The organism is Paenibacillus sp. FSL H3-0302 (genome assembly GCF_037982245.1).
Classification (GTDB): Bacteria; Bacillota; Bacilli; order Paenibacillales; family Paenibacillaceae; genus Paenibacillus_AQ; species Paenibacillus_AQ odorifer.
Genome location: NZ_CP150284.1, coordinates 6,412,185 through 6,430,775 on the forward strand (window position 1 = coordinate 6,412,185; position 18,591 = coordinate 6,430,775).

Annotated in this window: 14 protein-coding genes; 1 reads left to right on the forward strand and 13 read right to left on the reverse strand. The window is 45.8% G+C overall.

Annotation, left to right across the window (positions count from 1 at the left end):
* Nucleotides 1-173: 173 nt before the first annotated feature.
* Nucleotides 174-962, forward strand: coding sequence for an alpha/beta hydrolase family protein (locus MHH50_RS28570; protein WP_076123851.1), 789 nt, complete (start codon nt 174-176; stop codon nt 960-962).
* A gap of 113 nt (nt 963-1,075) precedes the next feature.
* On the opposite strand, the gene MHH50_RS28575 is transcribed toward MHH50_RS28570, so the two are convergent.
* From MHH50_RS28575 to secA, 13 genes are all read right to left on the reverse strand, one after another.
* Nucleotides 1,076-1,912 (reverse strand): phosphoenolpyruvate hydrolase family protein, encoded by an 837-nt coding sequence (locus tag MHH50_RS28575; RefSeq protein WP_038573568.1) that lies wholly within the window; start codon nt 1,910-1,912, stop codon nt 1,076-1,078.
* A 43-nt stretch (nt 1,913-1,955) separates the two neighbouring features.
* Nucleotides 1,956-3,164 carry a Tm-1-like ATP-binding domain-containing protein gene (locus MHH50_RS28580; protein WP_076220518.1) on the reverse strand — a complete coding sequence of 403 codons (1,209 nt, stop codon included), beginning with the start codon at nt 3,162-3,164 and terminating at the stop codon, nt 1,956-1,958.
* 149 nt (nt 3,165-3,313) lie between these two features.
* Nucleotides 3,314-4,513 carry a phosphoenolpyruvate hydrolase family protein gene (locus MHH50_RS28585; protein WP_076303606.1) on the reverse strand — a complete coding sequence of 400 codons (1,200 nt, stop codon included), beginning with the start codon at nt 4,511-4,513 and terminating at the stop codon, nt 3,314-3,316.
* 138 nt (nt 4,514-4,651) lie between these two features.
* Nucleotides 4,652-6,067: an argininosuccinate lyase gene (argH, locus tag MHH50_RS28590; protein ID WP_036678523.1), complete on the reverse strand. Its 1,416-nt coding sequence runs from the start codon at nt 6,065-6,067 to the stop codon at nt 4,652-4,654.
* Nucleotides 6,068-6,161: 94 nt separating this feature from the next.
* Nucleotides 6,162-7,397, reverse strand: a complete 1,236-nt coding sequence (locus tag MHH50_RS28595) for an argininosuccinate synthase (RefSeq protein ID WP_076123861.1) — start codon at nt 7,395-7,397, stop codon at nt 6,162-6,164.
* A gap of 293 nt (nt 7,398-7,690) precedes the next feature.
* Nucleotides 7,691-8,659, reverse strand: a complete 969-nt coding sequence (gene argF / locus MHH50_RS28600) for an ornithine carbamoyltransferase (protein WP_076182119.1) — start codon at nt 8,657-8,659, stop codon at nt 7,691-7,693.
* On the reverse strand, nt 8,656-9,942 hold the full coding sequence (locus tag MHH50_RS28605; RefSeq protein ID WP_340033760.1) for an aspartate aminotransferase family protein: 1,287 nt from the start codon (nt 9,940-9,942) through the stop codon (nt 8,656-8,658). Before MHH50_RS28605 ends, argF begins: the two co-directional genes overlap by 4 nt.
* Before the next feature lie 69 nt (nt 9,943-10,011).
* The gene (argB, locus tag MHH50_RS28610) at nt 10,012-10,842 is read right to left on the reverse strand and encodes an acetylglutamate kinase (RefSeq protein ID WP_339188732.1); all 831 of its coding nucleotides are present in this window, start codon (nt 10,840-10,842) and stop codon (nt 10,012-10,014) included.
* A 41-nt stretch (nt 10,843-10,883) separates the two neighbouring features.
* Entirely contained in the window at nt 10,884-12,116 is a 1,233-nt protein-coding gene (argJ, locus tag MHH50_RS28615; RefSeq protein ID WP_339188734.1) for a bifunctional ornithine acetyltransferase/N-acetylglutamate synthase, read from the reverse strand.
* Between the two features lie 20 nt (nt 12,117-12,136).
* Nucleotides 12,137-13,186 (reverse strand): N-acetyl-gamma-glutamyl-phosphate reductase, encoded by a 1,050-nt coding sequence (gene argC, locus MHH50_RS28620; protein WP_217696596.1) that lies wholly within the window; start codon nt 13,184-13,186, stop codon nt 12,137-12,139.
* Between the two features lie 183 nt (nt 13,187-13,369).
* On the reverse strand, nt 13,370-14,254 hold the full coding sequence (locus MHH50_RS28625) for a YitT family protein (RefSeq protein WP_076305772.1): 885 nt from the start codon (nt 14,252-14,254) through the stop codon (nt 13,370-13,372).
* 102 nt (nt 14,255-14,356) lie between these two features.
* A protein-coding gene (gene prfB / locus MHH50_RS28630; RefSeq protein WP_139329815.1) for a peptide chain release factor 2 occupies nt 14,357-15,470 on the reverse strand; the annotation gives its coding sequence in 2 pieces (ribosomal slippage) (nt 14,357-15,397 and nt 15,399-15,470; 1,113 coding nt in all).
* 365 nt (nt 15,471-15,835) lie between these two features.
* The gene (secA, locus tag MHH50_RS28635) at nt 15,836-18,343 is read right to left on the reverse strand and encodes a preprotein translocase subunit SecA (protein ID WP_036678509.1); all 2,508 of its coding nucleotides are present in this window, start codon (nt 18,341-18,343) and stop codon (nt 15,836-15,838) included.
* Between the last annotated feature and the right edge of the window lie 248 nt (nt 18,344-18,591).

Sequence of the window (18,591 nt, forward strand, 5' to 3'; positions counted from 1 at the left end):
TCGCCTATGAAAATACTTTTCGTATTTGCACGTTTTTCCTAAATTTTCTACTTCCATTATATTCTCTCATATCCAGCTACAGCAATCCTCAAAACCCTTATAATTCAGATATTTCTACAATATCTCTCACTTTAGGTCTATGCTATGATTTGGAAAGAGAGGAGATGAATGAAATGGCTTTAATAGAGTGCAAATTTTATTCTGAAGTACTAGGTTTGAATACCTCAATGACTGTAATTTTGCCGCAAAAAACAACTACACAAATCGGGATGAGTAATGTAACAAGAGGTGATCTTCACCCTACTTTGTATTTACTGCATGGCTTGTCTGACGATGATTCGATCTGGCTGCGCCGGACTTCCATAGAACGGTATGTAGCGGAGATGGGGATAGCTGTGGTAATGCCGAATGTGCACCGCAGTTTCTACACAGATATGGCGATGGGAGGCCGTTATTGGACCTTCATTAGTGAGGAGTTGCCGATGCTGGCGCGCTCATTTTTCCCGCTTTCCGATAAACGCGAGGAGAATTTTGTAGCCGGGTTGTCGATGGGTGGTTATGGAGCAATTAAGCTGGGACTGCGTAAACCCGAGTCTTTTGCAGCGGCAGCGAGTTTGTCTGGAGCACTTGATATGGCGCATAATTTCTTGAACGGGGAAGGTGCTACCACTAAAAGTAAAGAATACGAAATGATCTTCGGAAAAGAAGATACCGCCGGAACGCCGGAAGACCTTCTTTGGCTGCTTGAGGAAGTGAACCGCTCCACGGGACCAAAACCAGCTTTGTATCAATGCTGTGGCACAGAAGATTTCCTATATACCGATAACTTGAGATTCCGCGATGCCTGCCAGGCAACCTCACTTTCTTTAACCTATGAAGAAGGTCCGGGGACACATGAATGGGGATACTGGGATGCCAAAATCCGCGATGTGCTGGCATGGCTACCTTTAAAAAGTAACTAGCTGTACCTAATAGACAACAAAAAGATGCAGCCATAAGCTGCATCTTAATATCTGTTCTACTCAGATTACCCTCTTCGGAGGGTTCTTTTTAATTATAAGGACGCCGAAGGCAATTATGCTTGTTTGGTGATATTTTTAAATAATCCAGTCTGTTCTGTGATTCCTTTTTCAGCAGCAAATCTTTCAATACTCGATGCACCAAAGAATCCGTCTATGCCTTCTGTCCGTTCAATTACGTACGCCGCATCTTCCGGCTCTGCAATCGGTCCACCGTGACAAATCACCATAATATCTGGATTTACTGCTTTCCCTGCTTTAATAATCGCTTCGATTCTTTCTACACAATCATCCAATGTCAGAGCGGTCTTAGCTCCAATTGTACCTTTGGTAGTCAAGCCCATATGTGCCACCAAAATATCTGCGCCTGCTTCTGCCATGGCTTTTGCTTGCTCAGGATCAAATACATAAGGAGTGGTGAGCATATCCAATTCATGCGCAGCTCTAATCATATCTACTTCTAAACCATATCCCATGCCGGTCTCTTCTAGATTCTGTCTGAACACGCCATCGATCAAACCTACGGTTGGGAAGTTTTGCACGCCGCTAAAACCTTGTTCCTTAAGTTGTTTTAAATAAACTTCCATTACTCTAAAAGGGTCCGTTCCGCATACGCCTGCCAATACAGGGGTGTTTTTAACAACAGGCAATACTTCCGAGCCCATTTCGACTACAATTTGGTTGGCATCCCCATAAGATAATAACCCTGCCAGTGATCCCCGGCCTGCCATTCTGTATCTTCCTGAATTATAAACAATCAGCATATCCGCTCCGCCAGCTTCGCTGCTTTTTGCAGTAATTCCAGTGCCGGCTCCCACGCCTAAAAGAATCTTTCCATTTGCCACTTCTTCTCTAAACTTCGCCATGATTTCAGTTCTTGTATTTTTGTTCATGTGTAGCGCCTCCATTTAAATATTTATTTATCTTATAAAAGCCTTATTTGCTCATGAGATCTATTAGCTTCTGCGCTGCTGCTTCTGCAAACTCCATATCATTAATGGCACAATCCATTTCGATAACCTCGACAACATTTCTGTTTACACCATTTCTTAAGGTATCAAATAACATTTGATCTTCCTCTACCCCATAAAAAGCTTCCCCTGCAACATCAATGCCGGATATCCCTTTAAGCGGCAGCATTAACACCGTTTTCTCTTTGGCCATATTTAATTTCTCGACAAGCTTTTTGCCGATAGCTTCATTTTCTTCTACTGTTGTTCTCATCAGAGTAACTGTTGGATTGTGTTTATAAAACTTATGCCCAGCAAATTTCGCTGGTACCGTATCATAAGGACCAAAGTTGCACATATCAAGCGCGCCTACCGAGACAACCTGTGGAATATGATGTTTACCAGCAGCTTCTAACCGATGAGGTCCAGCATTCAGCACGCCGCCAATAATTTCGTCCGCCCATTCTGTTGTGGTCAGATCCAATACACCTTCAATAAAACCAGCCTCGATTAACGCTTCCATGGACTGGCCACCTACACCTGTTGCATGGAATACAAGCACTTCATAGCCTCTAGCTTCAAGATAGTTACGGGCTGCCGTCACACAGGGGGTTGTTACCCCAAACATTGTTGTAGCTATTAATGGTTTTTTCTCTATCACTTGTTTATTCTCAAATTTAAGCATACCGGCGATGGCGAAAGCTGCATTGGTAAAAATCTTTGTTGAAATAGAGTTTAGTCCAGCAACATCCACTACGGATGGCATCATGACAATATCACTAGTGCCTACATATGGAGCAGTATTCCCTGAAGCTACGGTCGAAACCATCACTTTAGGTACACCAATAGGTAATGCCCGCATACCCGGTGTTACAAGTGAAGTGCCTCCAGTGCCCCCAAAAGAGATAATTCCATCAAATTTGCCTTGCTTATATAATTCAGGTACTAATTTTTCCATACCTTTGGCTAATAATTCTGTTGCTAGTGCTCTATCTTTTTTGGCAACGAGCTCATCTATACTTACACCCGCGGCTGCTGCTACTTCTCTATTAGAGATATCCGGTGTAAAAGTGGGCTCAAACACACCTGTATGAATTGTAAATGTACCCAGCTCCAAGCTTTCCAGTAAATTTTTAATGTAGAGATATTCTTCACCTTTGGTGTCAAAAGTTCCGGCAATAGCAATCGTCTTCATTTCTTCAACCTCCTCTTCAAATATCTACAACAAGAAATATAAGGATAATGTATAATGTGAAACTTATACTTTCTTATATTAAAAAAAGCATGATCAACTTATGAGTTAATCATACTTCTTTGATTTATGGATGAAAACGCTTTTATGTCTTATGTTTTTGTGTTTATGTTAGATTTATATTGTTTTGGAGAGAACCCTTTATACTTCTTGAACATTTTGCTAAACTGCGCATAATCCTGGTATCCAACTAATGGCGCTAGCTCAGATAACTGGATAGGGTCTCTATGTAATATTTCCGCCGCCTTATCCATCCGAAATTGCACGAGATACGTTTGGAAGCTGCAGCCTACTTTTTTGGTGAACAAACTACTCAAGTAACTTCGGGATACATGTGCCACCTTAGCTAAATCTGCAAACAAGATCTCATTCCTATAATTTTGAGCTACGTATTCTTTTACAAATTCAACATAATCATAGTGCTTTGTGATGCCGTCTAACATTTTGACCATAAAATCATCTTCATCCAGCGTCCCCGACACTTTAAAAGCTTTGGTTATATTCGTAATGGACTTCTCCGAGGGAATTCTTTCAAAAGCAGAGCCCCCGATATACCCCATCAAGTTTTGATTATTGCTGTACATATATTGCACATCAATTGGCGTTTTCACCGGACCACCGTAAACCAGCTTAATTAAATCTGGCTTTAGCTCATTGCATGTATTAAATATCTTGTCCGCTTTAGCCTTGGCAGCTTCCAGAGAGAATACTTTTTTAGCGCCTAATAACCCGCCTTCTGTTAGACCTAGATGTGCACAAATAATATCCGCTCCAGCCTCGATCATCTGTGCTGCCTGGATTTCGTCAAATACAAAAGCAATGGTAAACAAATCCTTCTCATGGGCTATTCTTATGGCTTCTACTTCAAGTAGATAACCATTCCCCTCTTCTTCGAGCGCTTCTCCAAATTGACCATCTATTAAACCCACCGTGGGGTAATTATTAATGCCGGCAAAGCCTCTATTCTTTATTTCACTTATATAGGATTCCATATCTTTGGTCGGATCAGTTGCATTGAGGCCAAAAATAATAGGGATATCTCTGACCAACGGTATGATCTCTCTAGATGCAAAGTCCATCACCATATCATTGCTATTACAAAATGGTAAAATACCAGCGAGAGAGCTCCTCCCCATCTGGCGAAATTTACCCGAGTTTAACATCAGAATGAAATCAGCTCCACCCTGCTTCGCATACTTTGCCGTTATACCAGCACCGGTGGCTACTCCAATAATATGATTGCCTACTTTTAATTCCGATCTAAGCTCGTCTAGGATTTGCTCTCTGTTCATACCTACGAACCCTCCTATCTCTAACCTAAGGATAACCGTAAAGAACACTGCTAATCCAGTCATAGTTCATTTAGATAATAAAAAAAATCCCGCCTGATACCTATAAAGGTCTGAGGCGAGATTTGATATTGATACGGTTTACAATATAGCGTCTCCGTGTTGTACAACCCATTCATTAGCTTCGTGCAATGCCAGCTCTGCCCGTTCAATTGCAGCCTTCACCTGAACGGTGGCTGTGCCGCCATAAACGTTACGAGCGTTAACTACAGCTTCCGGTTGAAGAACAGCATAGATATTCTCGTCGAAAAGCGGTGAGAATTGCTTGAACTCTTCCAGCGTCAAATCCAACAAGAATTTGCCTTCGTTGATGCAGTAGAGTACCGTTTTCCCAATTACCTCATGCGCTTGGCGGAAAGGAAGCCCCTTACCTACCAAGAAGTCGGCTATATCCGTTGCATTCGAGAAATCCGTGTTCACAGCTTCACGCATACGACCTTTGTTCACCTTCATAGTGGAGATCATCGGCGCGAACAATTGCAGTGCACCAGTCAGCGTAGTAACCGTATCGAACATGCCTTCTTTGTCTTCCTGCATATCCTTGTTGTAAGCCAGTGGCAATGATTTCAGCACCGTCAGCAAGCCAATCAGGTTGCCGTAAACGCGGCCTGTTTTGCCCCGTACCAGTTCTGGTACGTCAGGGTTCTTCTTCTGCGGCATAATGCTGCTGCCTGTGCAGAAAGCATCATCCAGTTCTACAAAGCTGAACTCCGTGCTGCTCCACAGCACCAGTTCCTCACTGAGTCTGGATAGATGTGTCATGATAAGGGAGGCATTTGCCAAGAACTCCACGATGAAATCGCGGTCGCTGACAGCATCCAGACTGTTCTCATACACACTGTCAAAACCCAGTTGTTCCGCTACAAAATGACGGTCAATCGGGAAGGTCGTTCCAGCAAGCGCTCCTGCTCCGAGTGGCAGCACGTTGATCCGTTTGTAGCTGTCCGTCAGACGTTCTGCATCGCGGCGGAACATCGATACGTAAGCCAGCAAGTGATGAGCAAACAGGATCGGCTGTGCCCGTTGCAAATGCGTATAACCAGGGATGATGGTCTCCACATTATCTTTTGCTTGTTCGATCAAAGCTTCCTGCAGCTCATGCAGCAAACTAACCAGCTCAACTACACGGCCACGTAAGTAAAGGTGCATGTCCGTCGCCACTTGATCGTTACGACTACGTCCTGTGTGCAGCTTACCACCAACTGGACCGATTTCCTCGATCAGATGTTTTTCAATATTCATATGGATGTCTTCATCCGATACTGAGAAAACAACCTCTCCAGCATTGACCTTGTCCAATACTTTGTTCAGACCTTGCTTAATCGTCTCTACATCTTCTTGTGGAAGGATTCCGCATTTGCCCAGCATTGTGACATGCGCCAGACTGCCTTGTACATCCTCTTTGGCCAAAGCCTTATCAAAGCCAATGGAAGCCGTATATTCCTCTACCAGCTTGTTTGTTCCTTTAGTAAACCGTCCGCCCCAAAGCTTGCTCACCTGTAGTTTCCTCCTCTTGGACGCCAGAGGGCCGCTCCTATCCTGACGGGAGGAACGGCCTTCGGGGTTGCCCGTTTAAGTTTATGTTATCGTACTATTTAGAAGCTCCATTTACACCTGTAGAAACTTTAAGGCGCAATGCGTTCAAGTGGATAAAACCAGTGGCATCCCCTTGATCATAAGCTTGTGTAGGATCAGCTTCCATCGTTGCAATCTCAGGATTGTACAGGCTGACTGGGCTCTTCACTCCAGCGCCGATGATGTTGCCTTTGTACAGTTTAAGACGAACAGTACCCGTTACATTTTGTTGGCTCTGTGTTACAAGAGCTTGCAGTGCGATACGCTCTGGAGCGAACCAGAAACCATTATACACCAAAGTGCTGTAACGAGTGATCAGGCTGTCACGCAGGTTCATCACTTCACGGTCCATCGTGATGGATTCCATTTTGCGATGAGCGACAAAGAGGATCGTTCCACCTGGAGTCTCATACACGCCGCGGCTCTTCATGCCGACAAAGCGGTTCTCAACCATATCCACACGCCCGATACCGTGTTTACCACCTAGCTCATTCAGTGTCTCCATAACTTGAAGTGGGGATAAGGATTCACCATTCAGGGCTACACAGTCTCCCTTAACGAATTCGAGCTCCAAATATTCCGCTTCATCCGGAGCATCCTCAGGAGCGTTGCTCAGCAGGAACATTCCTTTGTTCTCTGGTGCACTTGGATCGAACCAAGGATCTTCCAATACGCCGCTCTCATAGCTGATGTGCAGCAGGTTACGGTCCATCGAATACGGCTTCGCCGCAGAGGCTTGTACCGGAATATCATTAGCTTCCGCATAAGCGATCATTTCCGCACGACCTGGGAATTGATTGCGGAACTCTTCTAGACGCCAAGGTGCAATCACCTTAATGTTCGGAGCCAATGCAGCTACACCAAGCTCGAAACGGACTTGGTCGTTCCCTTTGCCTGTCGCGCCGTGCGCGATAGCCGTTGCGCCTTCAGCGATGGCGATATCTACCATGCGCTTAGCGATCAATGGACGAGCAATACTAGTTCCGAGCAAGTATTGGCCTTCATAAAGTGCGCCAGATTGGAACATCGGGTAGATGAAATCGCTAGCGAACTCATCGCGCAGGTCGTCGATGTATACTTTCGATGCGCCGGTAGCGAGTGCTTTTTCCTCCAAACCGTCGAGCTCTTCCTTTTGGCCGATATCAGCAGTGAAGGCAATGATCTCCGCGTCATAAGTTTCTTTAAGCCATTTTAAAATAACAGATGTATCCAATCCGCCGGAATAGGCGAGTACAATTTTTTCTTTAGCCATGGTGTGGCAACTTCCTTTCGTGTGGGCTATATAAATTAAAATAAACGTGCCTTTGCCAGCACTCTGACGATAAATCGCAATTACACTGAATATTTGGACTTCCGGTCGCTGTTATCATCAGATTTCTTTTATTTCAAACCGCATTGTGCGGATAAAATCTGATGATAAAGGCGAACGCTACGCTCCTACAGTTCCAAAAATTCCGCTCCATTACTCCATCGTCCAAAGTCTAACTTCGCCCAACATTAATTCAATTTATATAGTGATTTATATTTTATATTTTTTTAAATTCCTTAACTCATCAACGCAGCCATTAAAGCTTTTTGCGCATGCAGGCGGTTCTCAGCCTGATCAAAGATCACCGAGTTAGGGCCGTCAATCACGCCTGTGCTGACCTCTTCCTCACGGTGGGCTGGCAGGCAGTGCAGGAAGAGATAATCGCTCTTAGCGCCTTTTACAAGCTCCTCATTAACCTGATAGTCCTTGAATGCCGCTTCACGTGCCTTTTGCTCCTCCTCGAAGCCCATACTCGCCCATACATCTGTATAAATGACGTCAGCGTCTTGTACAGCTTCTTGCGGGCTGCGAGTGACCACAATCTTCGCTCCGGTTTCTTTAGCGATCTCACGAGCTTCTGCGACAACCGCTGCATCTGGCTCATAACCTTCCGGTCCGGCGATAGATACGTCCACGCCCAGCTTAGCTCCGCCAATCATTAAGGAATGCGCCATATTGTTGCCATCGCCGATGTAAGCCAGCTTCAGGCCTTTGAGCTTTCCTTTGTGCTCATAAATCGTTTGATAATCCGCCAGCACTTGGCAAGGATGTGCCAGGTCACTAAGACCGTTGATTACGGGAATAGAAGCATAACGAGCGAGATCTTCAACCTTGTCATGACCGAAGGTACGGATCATAATTCCATCGAGATAACGCGACATTACTTGCGCTGTATCTCCAACAGTTTCTCCGCGTCCAAGCTGGATATCATTTTTGCTCAAGAAAAGGGCATGCCCTCCCAGCTGATACATTCCAACTTCAAACGACACACGTGTACGTGTAGAGGATTTTTCAAAAATAAGTCCAATCGTCTTTCCCTTCAGCGGCTGAAATTCTTCGCCATTTTTCTGCTTCTTCTTCAGCTCAATCGCCGAATCAATCAGATACGTAATTTCCTCCGGGCTGTAGTCGTTCAGCTCCAGTAAATCACGGCCTTTCAGTTGCTGCGCAATGTTGTGCTTGTTACTCTGTACGCCCTGACTCATGAGCTTACCTCCCCGTTTGCTTGTTTAGCATAAGTATGAATGAGTTCGCATAGGATGTCCACCGCTTGGTCGATCTCCTCTTTGCTTACATATAGATTAGGCAGCAGACGAAGGACATTAGGACCGGCTGTCACGAACAACAGGCCTTTCTTTTGTCCAGCCAGTACAATATCGCCCACTGGGGATTGACATTCAATCCCGATCAACAGCCCTTTACCACGGATATCCTTCACAAAAGAACAGTCCGCCAGCTTCTCTTTCAAAAGATCTGTCAGGTACTTACCCATATCTTCGGCACGCTGTGGAAGCTCATCTTCCAGCATCGTCTCAATCGTCGCTGCCATAACAGCTGTTGCTAGCGGTGTTCCCCCGAAGGTGGACGCATGGCTGCCCGCTGAGAAGGCTTCACGCAAATACCCTTTGCCAAGCATTAAACCTGCCGGGAACCCGCTAGCTATCCCCTTAGCCAAGGTGAAAATATCCGGTTCAATTCCATAATGCTGATGAGCGAACAGCTTGCCTGTACGTCCCATACCTGTCTGTACCTCATCTACAATCAGAAGCAATCCGTGTTTCTTACACAAGGCCACTACAGCGTTCAAGAACTCAGGTTCTACCTCAAGCACGCCACCCTCTGCAAGCACCATCTCCAGCATGATAGCAGCTGTATGATCTCCGATAGCAGCTTCTAACGCTGGGAGATTATGCAAGGGTACGGTCTTGAAACCTGCTGGAAGCGGCAGGAACCCTTCTTTCACCTTTTGCTGGCCTGTAGCTGTTAGTGTGGCCAGTGTACGTCCATGGAAGGATTGTTCGAATGTGATAACCTCATAACGGTCGACACCCTTAATCTTCTGATGGTAACGGCGGGCCAGCTTAATAGCAGCCTCATTCGCTTCTGCCCCGCTATTGCAGAAAAACACTTGATCAGCGCAGCTATTCTCTGTCAGAAGGTTGGCAACTTTATCTTGTCCCGGAATATGGAACAGATTCGAGACATGCCAGAGCGTATCAATCTGATCCTTCAGCTTAGCGCCGACTTTTTCAGGAGCATGACCTAGACTGGTCACAGCCAATCCACTGGTGAAATCCAGATACTTATTGCCTTTATCATCCCATACCCAGGTGCCCTTGCCTTTAACTAAGCTGAGATCATATCTGGCGTAAGAAGGGAACACTGCACTCAGCTTGCTTGTTGCAACATCCGGTGTACCTGATCCTACTGTATCGGTCTGCTGTGCCCCTGCTTGCGAATCCAACTCCGCTTGTGTAAGCTTGCTCATTCTAAGTCACTCTCCCATCGGCTGCTCCTGTGAACAGGCTGCGCCTCTAATTTGTATTCATCTATGATTCTACGAACGAATAATACGTGTACCTATCGCTTCACCTTGCAGGACTCGACTAAGCACCCGCGGTTCTTTTCCATCCACAATGATAACCTCTGATACGCTGCCCTGAATGCAATCGATAGCTGCCCGCACTTTGGGGATCATGCCACCGTAGATTTCCCCACTTTCGATCAAGGCTTCGATTTCCTGTACAGTAACGGAGGGAAGCGCAATCTTTTCACCTTCCACTGTACTCATGATGCCTGGAACATCTGTGACGACAATCATTTTGGGAGACTCCACATAGGAAGCAACTGCCCCTGCTGCCGTATCTGCGTTAATATTGTAGCGCTGACCTGCTGCATCTACTCCGATAGGTGCAATGACAGGAATATAACCCATCCCAACAATACCAGTTATGATCTCAGCCTTAACTTCCGTTACTTCTCCTACCAAACCTACTTCGGCGCTGTTCGCCACTGGTTTAGCAATAATCATATTGCCATCGATGCCCGAAAGCCCCAGAGCTAGACCACCGCTCCCTTGAATTCGCCGGACAATCGCCTTGTTTATACTTCCTGCCAGCGTCATCTCTACAACATCTAGTACTTCCTCGGTGGTTACTCGCAGGCCATTCACAAAGCTGCTTTCAATGCCCAGTTTCGCTAGATTCTCGGAAATGGCTGGCCCTCCACCATGAACAATTACTGGCTGAATGCCCTCCTCCTGCAAATCTCGCAAATCCTCAAAAAAAGATTCAGGTAGAGCCGCAAGCGTACTGCCGCCGCATTTCATTACAAACAATCCACTACCATCTAAAGCATCTATAAGTTCAAGCTCGCTATTTAGCGTCATATAATCGATATCCTTCCCTTATGGGCTTAACACGCCATAAATCAAGTGCGATATGCGGCGTTAATACGCACATAATCGTAAGTTAGGTCACAGCCCCAAGCCGTTGCTTTTCCGCTTCCATCATGCAGATCTACAGTGATCAGCACAGTTTCACTTTTTTGCAAATAGGCCAAAGCCTTTTCCTCGTCAAAAGCAACTGGCTTCGAGTGCAAAAGCACCTCAATATCCCCTAACGAAATGTTCACATGCTCCGGCGATACCGGAACACCCGCGCGTCCAACCGCAGCAATAATCCGTCCCCAGTTCGCATCCGCTCCAAAAATAGCAGATTTCACTAGACTAGAACCAACCACTGTTTTGGCAATCGCTGCCGCCGCCTCATCATGAACAGCACCATTCACTTGAACCTCAATCAGGTGAGTTGCACCTTCGCCATCACGAGCAATCGCTTTGGCAAGCGTCTGGCAGACATACGTGAATCCAGCAGCAAAAGCGTCCCAATCCGGATGCAGTCGTGTCAGCTTCTCATTACCGGCAAGCCCACTCGCCATCGACACTAACATATCATTGGTGCTAGTATCTCCATCGACTGTAATCATATTAAAAGTAACATTCGTAGCTGAACTTAAAAGACTAAGTAAATCCTCCGCTGCAATATCAGCATCCGTGGTCATAAAGCCAAGCATGGTAGCCATGTTAGGATGGATCATCCCTGAGCCCTTTGCAGCTCCGGCAATTGTAACTTCTACACCGCCAACGAGCACCTTCACGGCGATCTCTTTTTTAACTAAATCAGTGGTAAGTATAGCTTGGCAGAATTCCTCCGCGCCAATAGCTCCTCCGTCCAGCTTCTCTGGTATTGCAGTAATTCCGCTACGTACGCAGTCCATCTTCAACAGTTCACCGATAACTCCAGTCGAAGCAACAGCCACATCATTAACGGCCACACCTAAATGCTGAGCCGCAGCAGCGCGCATCTCATAAGCATCTGCTTCACCTTGTTCGCCTGTGCAGGCATTGGCATTCCCGCTGTTCACGATAACCGCCTGCAATACTCCGTTCGAAAGGCTTTCCCGAGTCACTTTCAGCGGAGCCGCCTGAAAAACATTCGTCGTATACACGGCCGCAGCCGTTGCCGGAACTTCACACAGAATCACTCCGAGATCGTTGCGATCTGTTTTTTTTAATCCACAATGCAATCCTCCGGACTTAAAACCCTTAGGTGAAGTGATGCTTCCACCCTCCAAGGTGGTAAATAACTCAATCTCGCTCATATTATTTGTACCGCTGATCCTTATGGATACACAGGTGTGTAGCCGAGGCCAAGGGTTTCCTCCCATCCCATCATCAAATTAAGGTTCTGTATTGCCTGCCCTGCCGCACCTTTTACAACATTATCAATGACGGAGACTATGGTCACCCGCCCTGTACGAGCATCTGTTGCAAATCCGATATCACAATAATTAGAGCCGCTAACTTCTTTTGTCGCCGGAATCACACCTACATCACGCACCCGCACATATGGCCGGCCCGCATAATATTCACGGTACAAATTCACAAAATCCTGCTCCGTATAATTGTCCGTCATCCCTGCATACATCGTACTCATAATTCCCCGGCTCATCGGCACGAGATGTGTGGTGAACGTTACCGTTACCTTTTCTCCAGCAACCTCTGTGAGTGTCTGCTCAATTTCTGGTATATGTTGATGCTTATTGATTTTATAAGCTTTAAAGTTCTCATTAATCTCTGCATAATGTACCATCAGGCTTGTTCCGCGTCCTGCTCCAGTAACTCCTGATTTCGCATCAATAATAATACTGTCGTGCTTAATCCAACCTGCCTGAATTGCAGGAATTAGTCCAAGAAGTGTAGCTGTAGGATAACAGCCTGGATTAGATATAAAATCAACCCCTGCCGCACGCTCTCCAAACACCTCGCAAAGTCCGTATACAGCCTGCTCTAGATATTCATCAGCCGGAGCGGGATGTTTATACCAGTGCTCATACTCTGCACCATCCTTCAATCGGAAATCACCGGACAGATCCACGACCTTAAGTCCAGCTTCCAGCAGCTGCGGCACCAGCTTTGCGCTCACACCCGACGGCGTCGCCGTAAATACCACATCCGCCCGCTCAGCCATCTGAGCCGGGTCAACGCCATCCAGCCTTCGATCAATGATGCCCGTCAAATGCGGAAAACCTTCCTCTATAGCATCCCCTGCGCTTGATGAGGAAATTACCGAAGTAATCTCTACCTTAGGATGACTTTGTAGCAGCCGAATCAGCTCTACGCCCCCATAACCCGTTGATCCAACAATCGCCGCTCTCAGCTTGCCTTCCACTGTCATCCCCACTTCCTGCTTATCCTGAATTATAATAAATAATATAATGCATACCGTCTTAGAAATATGTATTATTATACGACTCAATTAATATAAATACAACACATAGTGTTAACTTTCTTTATTCTTAAATATAATTCTATTTACAAAAAAAGAGAAGCGTAGCTTCTCCTTTCGGAGAAATTACACTTCTCTTTTAAAGCCTTCACCCAGCACCTCATGCGCCTCAGTTATAATCACAAAAGCACTAGTATCTACCGATTGAACAATCGCTTTTAATCTGGAAACCTCATTCTGACCTACTACAACCATTAGCACCGTACGCTCATCACCAGTATAACCGCCATGTGCATCCAGCTTCGTCAGACCCCGATCCAGATCATTCAAAATCGCCTCAGATATTTCTTCCGTCTTGTCCGAGATTATGTAAGCCACCTTTGTATAACGGAAGCCTACCTCTATCGCATTAATCGCCTTACCTGTAACAAACAGACCGATCAGTGCATACAGTGCTTGTTCCATACCGAGTATAAAAGCAGCCAGCACAATGACCGTCCCGTCCAGCAGCACTACAGAAATCGAGAAGCTGAGACCGGATATCTTTTGAATAATCTGCGCCAAAATAGTAAGTCCACCTGTCGAGCCCCGTCCGCGGAACACAAGACCTAACCCCACCCCCACACAGATACCGCCATAAATGGAGGCTAAGAGTGGATTGGTGGTAGGTGCAGGCAAATCTTTTGTCAACAAGATAAAGAGCGGCAACACAAAGCTCCCAAGGAGCGAGCGAACTCCGTATTGTTTACCCAAGAAGATTACCCCGAGTACAAACAACGGAATATTAAGCGCCCATTGCGTAAATGCCGGTTCAGCTCCAAACCAAGCTTCAGCCAATACCGACAGACCGGATACACCACCAGAAGCAATATGACTAGGCAGAAAAAAAAGATTAAACCCCAGCGCTGTAACTAGCGATCCGAGCAAAATTAACATCGTATCCACCACATGTCGGAGTGGCCCATTCAGAGGAATCAGTGGGGGTTTATTACGTGAATTGACTTTTTGCATTTCAAAGGCTCTCCTTAAAGTGTCATCTTGCTCTACGAAAGAAGAAACGGCCATCCCATCCTAATCCATGAATGGTATCCGTTTCCCCCGAAACTCTCTCTTTTATTCTGCCTCAATCTTGATCTGGCTACGCAAGTAACCATCAATGAATACATCAATATCTCCGTCCATCACAGAACCCACATTCCCCGTTTCCACGGAAGTACGGTGATCCTTAACCATGTTATACGGATGGAATACATAGGAACGGATCTGACTGCCCCAAGCAATATCGGATTGCTCGCCGCGAATCTCATCCAAATGCTGTTGCTGTTCTTGCAGTTTACGCTCATACAACTTGGAACGCAGCATCTTCATTGCTTGCTCGCGGTTTTTGATCTGTGAACGTTCGTTCTGACAGGTTACCACCACACCCGTAGGTAAGTGGGTAATCCGCACCGCAGAGTCTGTGGTATTAATATGCTGTCCACCCGCGCCGCTCGCCCGATACGTATCGATCTTCAAATCCTCAGTACGAATTTCAACTTCTACATCATCGGCAATTTCCGGAACGACATCACAGGATACAAAAGAGGTATGCCGTCTGCCCGAAGAGTCAAACGGAGAAATCCGTACTAGCCGATGTACACCTTTTTCAGCTTTCAGATATCCGTAGGCGTTGAAGCCTTTAATAAGTAGTGTAACACTCTTAATTCCCGCTTCATCACCTGGTAAGTAGTCCAGCACCTCAACCTTGAATCCACGTTTTTCAGCCCAACGGGTATACATCCGCAGTAGCATCTGGCCCCAGTCTTGGGATTCCGTACCGCCCGCACCCGGATGGAGCTCAAGAATAGCATTCAGCTTGTCATACGGCTGGTTAAGTAGCAATTGCAGCTCGAATTCATCCACTTTGCTGCCTAAACTGCTGATCGTCTCCCCAATCTCTGCCGCAAGATCTTCATCGCCCTCTTCATCCGCAAGCTCTGCCATCATCGCAGCATCGTCGTATTCTTGTTGCAGCTTCTCGTATTGATCCACGGACGATTTCACGGCATTCATCTCGCCGATCACGCTCTGTGCCTGCTCTGGATTATCCCAGAAGCCTGGAGCAGCCATTTTTTCTTCAAAGTTCGAGATCATCTCTTGCTTAAGATCTAAGTCAAAGAGACCCCCTAAGGTCAGTTAGTTTCTTGCCTATTTCACGCAGATCCTGCTTTACATTAGCTTCAATCATATGGTCACTTCACCTTTCAAAATAGGTTGTTACGGTCTTCGCTATTGGAAAGTTAGTAATGAGTGAATGTTCAGCCATTCCGAGAAGGATTGGACTTCCGATCGCTGTTGTTTCCAGATTCCTTGAATTGATAACCGCATAGCGGTTGGAATCCCGAAATAAAGGCGAACACTCCGTTTCTCCAGTTCCAAACCTTCTCTCCATTCCACATTCACTCAAGTGCTAAATATCCAAAAAAGCGACTGGGCCGTAAACGGGGGATACCCCCGGGCCCAGCCGCTCTTTATGGTTAGTATACCCATAGAGATCAGGGCTAAAGACTTACATCTTCAACACCTGAATATGAGCGCTACTAAACGTTTGTCTTATGCGTTTTGACCGTGGCAGTTCTTGTACTTCTTGCCGCTTCCGCAAGGGCAAAGATCATTACGACCAGCTGCCGCCTCAACATGTACCGGACGTTTCTCAGCAGGTTCGCTGTTAGTGGAAATTTTATTTTCCTCTACAACGGATTGACGCTCCTGATTTGTCTCGATGTGAGCCTTCATAATATAAGTAGCTACTTCTTCTTGAATCGTAGCCGTCATAGTATTAAACATTTCGAATCCTTCGAATTGATACTCGCGAAGTGGATCTGTACCACCGTAAGCACGTAGGTGAATCCCTTGACGCAATTGATCCATCGCATCGATATGATCCATCCACTTGCTGTCCACGGAGCGCAGCACAATTACCTTCTCGAATTCACGTACCAATTCTGAACCCAGACGTTCTTCACGAGCAGCATATTTCTCAAGTACACGTTCGAAGATGTACTCAATGATCTCTTCTGCTTCTTTGCCCCACAGAATATCACGAGTCAAAGCACCTTCTTCAAGCAGCTTGCTGTTAACGTAATCAGCAACTTCTTGCAGCTCCCAGTTTTCAGGAATATCGTCACTGCAGTGTGCATGAACAATACGTTCGATAACTGGCTTGATCATCTCAAGTACGATATCTTTAATATTTTCAGACTCCAGAATCTCACGGCGTTGTTTATAAATAATTTCACGCTGTTGATTCATAACGTCATCATATTGCAATACGACTTTACGAATATCAAAGTTATTACCTTCAACACGTTTCTGAGCAGATTCCACAGCACGCGTAATCATGCGGCTCTCAATCGGCTGATCTTCCTCAAAGCCAAGGCGATCCATCATACTCAAAACGTTGTCAGCGCCGAAACGCTTCATCAACTCATCCCCAAGGGACAAGTAGAATTGTGTAGAACCTGGGTCTCCTTGACGACCCGCACGACCACGCAGCTGGTTATCAATCCGGCGCGATTCATGACGCTCTGTACCAATGATATGCAGACCTCCAAGATCTGTCACACCTTCACCTAGAACGATATCTGTTCCCCGACCAGCCATGTTGGTAGCAATCGTAACTGTACCTGGCTGACCTGCATGTGTAATGATTTCAGCTTCCGCAGCATGATGCTTCGCGTTAAGCACTTGGTGTCTAACGCCTTTGCGCTTCAGCATTTCAGATACGAGCTCTGAATTCTCAATCGACACTGTACCCACAAGTACAGGTTGGTTCTTTTTGTGACGCTCTACAATTTCTGCCACAACAGCGTTGAACTTACCGTTCTCACTCTTGTAGACAACATCCGGCATATCTATGCGCTGATTCGGTTTATTCGTAGGGACTTGAAGAACTTCAAGACCATAAATCTTCTTGAACTCTTCTTCCTCAGTTTTAGCTGTACCTGTCATACCGCCCAATTTGCGATACATACGGAAATAGTTCTGGAAAGTAATCGTAGCAAGCGTCATGCTCTCATTCTGTACTTCGATTTCTTCCTTCGCTTCAATCGCTTGGTGCAAACCGTCACTATAACGACGGCCTGACATTAAACGTCCTGTAAATTCATCAACAATAACGACCTCACCCTCGTTAACAACGTAGTCTACGTCACGACGCATAATTACGTTTGCTTTCAGGGCTTGGACGATATGGTGATTCAAGGTTACATGACTGTGATCATACAAGTTCTCAATACCAAAAGCGCGTTCAGCAGTAGCTACACCTTTTTCAGTCAAGGCTACGGACTTCACTTTGATATCAACTGTGTAGTCTTCTTCAGCTTTAAGCTTTTTCACAAAACGGTCTGCTGCAAAGTACAATTCAGTAGACTTCTCAGCTTGTCCGGAAATGATAAGAGGTGTACGTGCTTCATCAATAAGAATGGAGTCCACTTCATCAATAATACAGAAATAAAGAGGGCGCTGAACCATTTGTTCTTTATAAAGCACCATGTTGTCACGCAAATAATCGAAACCAAATTCGTTGTTCGTGCCATACGTAATATCGCAGGCGTAAGCATCTTGTTTATCAGCATGGTCCATACCGCTTAGGTTAACCCCAACCGTCATGCCCAGGAAGTTATAGATTTGTGCCATTTGTGCGCTGTCGCGCTGAGCCAAATAGTCATTGACCGTTACTACGTGTACGCCTTTACCAAGCAAAGCATTTAAGTACACTGGCAATGTTCCTACTAGAGTCTTACCTTCACCAGTCTTCATCTCGGAGATTCGGCCTTCATGCAGGGCCATACCACCAATTAACTGTACATCAAAATGCCGCATGCCAAGCGTCCGTTTGGAAGCTTCACGTACGGTTGCAAACGCCTCAGGAAGAATTTCTTCCAAGGTTTCGCCTTTCTCAATACGGGCGCGGAACTCTTCCGTCTTAGCTTTTAAAGCTTCATCGGATAGTGCTACAAATTCCGGCTCCAATCCATTAATTACATCGACTGTCTTCATGAGACGTTTAACGTCACGATCGTTTGTGTCTCCGAATATTTTCTTTACAAGTCCTAGCATGGTTAACCCCTTTCATGCAACACAGATGGTGGAACCGAGCCCATCCTCACAAAATTGAAAGGGCCATTTATAAATTCGATTCCGCTGCTTCATAAATTGTAACAGTTTGTAAGAGATGCCGCAATACAAGGTGTAACAGCCACATTTTTCATATATACGCACAAGAGCCCTATTCGCTATAAGCGAATAGGGGCTCGGTTTAAATTTCTTAGGTTCTGACTAACTCTCGAGGCCCTTTATACTTAGAG

What these genes read in the sequence shown, in the direction of transcription:
- MHH50_RS28605 (WP_340033760.1), bottom strand. Translation starts at nt 9,942, where the DNA reads ATGAGCAAGCTTACACAAGCGGAGTTGGATTCGCAAGCAGGGGCACAG.
- secA (WP_036678509.1), bottom strand. Translation starts at nt 18,343, where the DNA reads ATGCTAGGACTTGTAAAGAAAATATTCGGAGACACAAACGATCGTGAC.
- MHH50_RS28625 (WP_076305772.1), bottom strand. Translation starts at nt 14,254, where the DNA reads ATGCAAAAAGTCAATTCACGTAATAAACCCCCACTGATTCCTCTGAAT.
- argB (WP_339188732.1), bottom strand. Translation starts at nt 10,842, where the DNA reads ATGACGCTAAATAGCGAGCTTGAACTTATAGATGCTTTAGATGGTAGT.
- MHH50_RS28575 (WP_038573568.1), bottom strand. Translation starts at nt 1,912, where the DNA reads ATGAACAAAAATACAAGAACTGAAATCATGGCGAAGTTTAGAGAAGAA.
- argF (WP_076182119.1), bottom strand. Translation starts at nt 8,659, where the DNA reads ATGAGTCAGGGCGTACAGAGTAACAAGCACAACATTGCGCAGCAACTG.
- MHH50_RS28570 (WP_076123851.1), top strand. Translation starts at nt 174, where the DNA reads ATGGCTTTAATAGAGTGCAAATTTTATTCTGAAGTACTAGGTTTGAAT.
- MHH50_RS28580 (WP_076220518.1), bottom strand. Translation starts at nt 3,164, where the DNA reads ATGAAGACGATTGCTATTGCCGGAACTTTTGACACCAAAGGTGAAGAA.
- MHH50_RS28585 (WP_076303606.1), bottom strand. Translation starts at nt 4,513, where the DNA reads ATGAACAGAGAGCAAATCCTAGACGAGCTTAGATCGGAATTAAAAGTA.
- argJ (WP_339188734.1), bottom strand. Translation starts at nt 12,116, where the DNA reads ATGAGCGAGATTGAGTTATTTACCACCTTGGAGGGTGGAAGCATCACT.
- MHH50_RS28595 (WP_076123861.1), bottom strand. Translation starts at nt 7,397, where the DNA reads ATGGCTAAAGAAAAAATTGTACTCGCCTATTCCGGCGGATTGGATACA.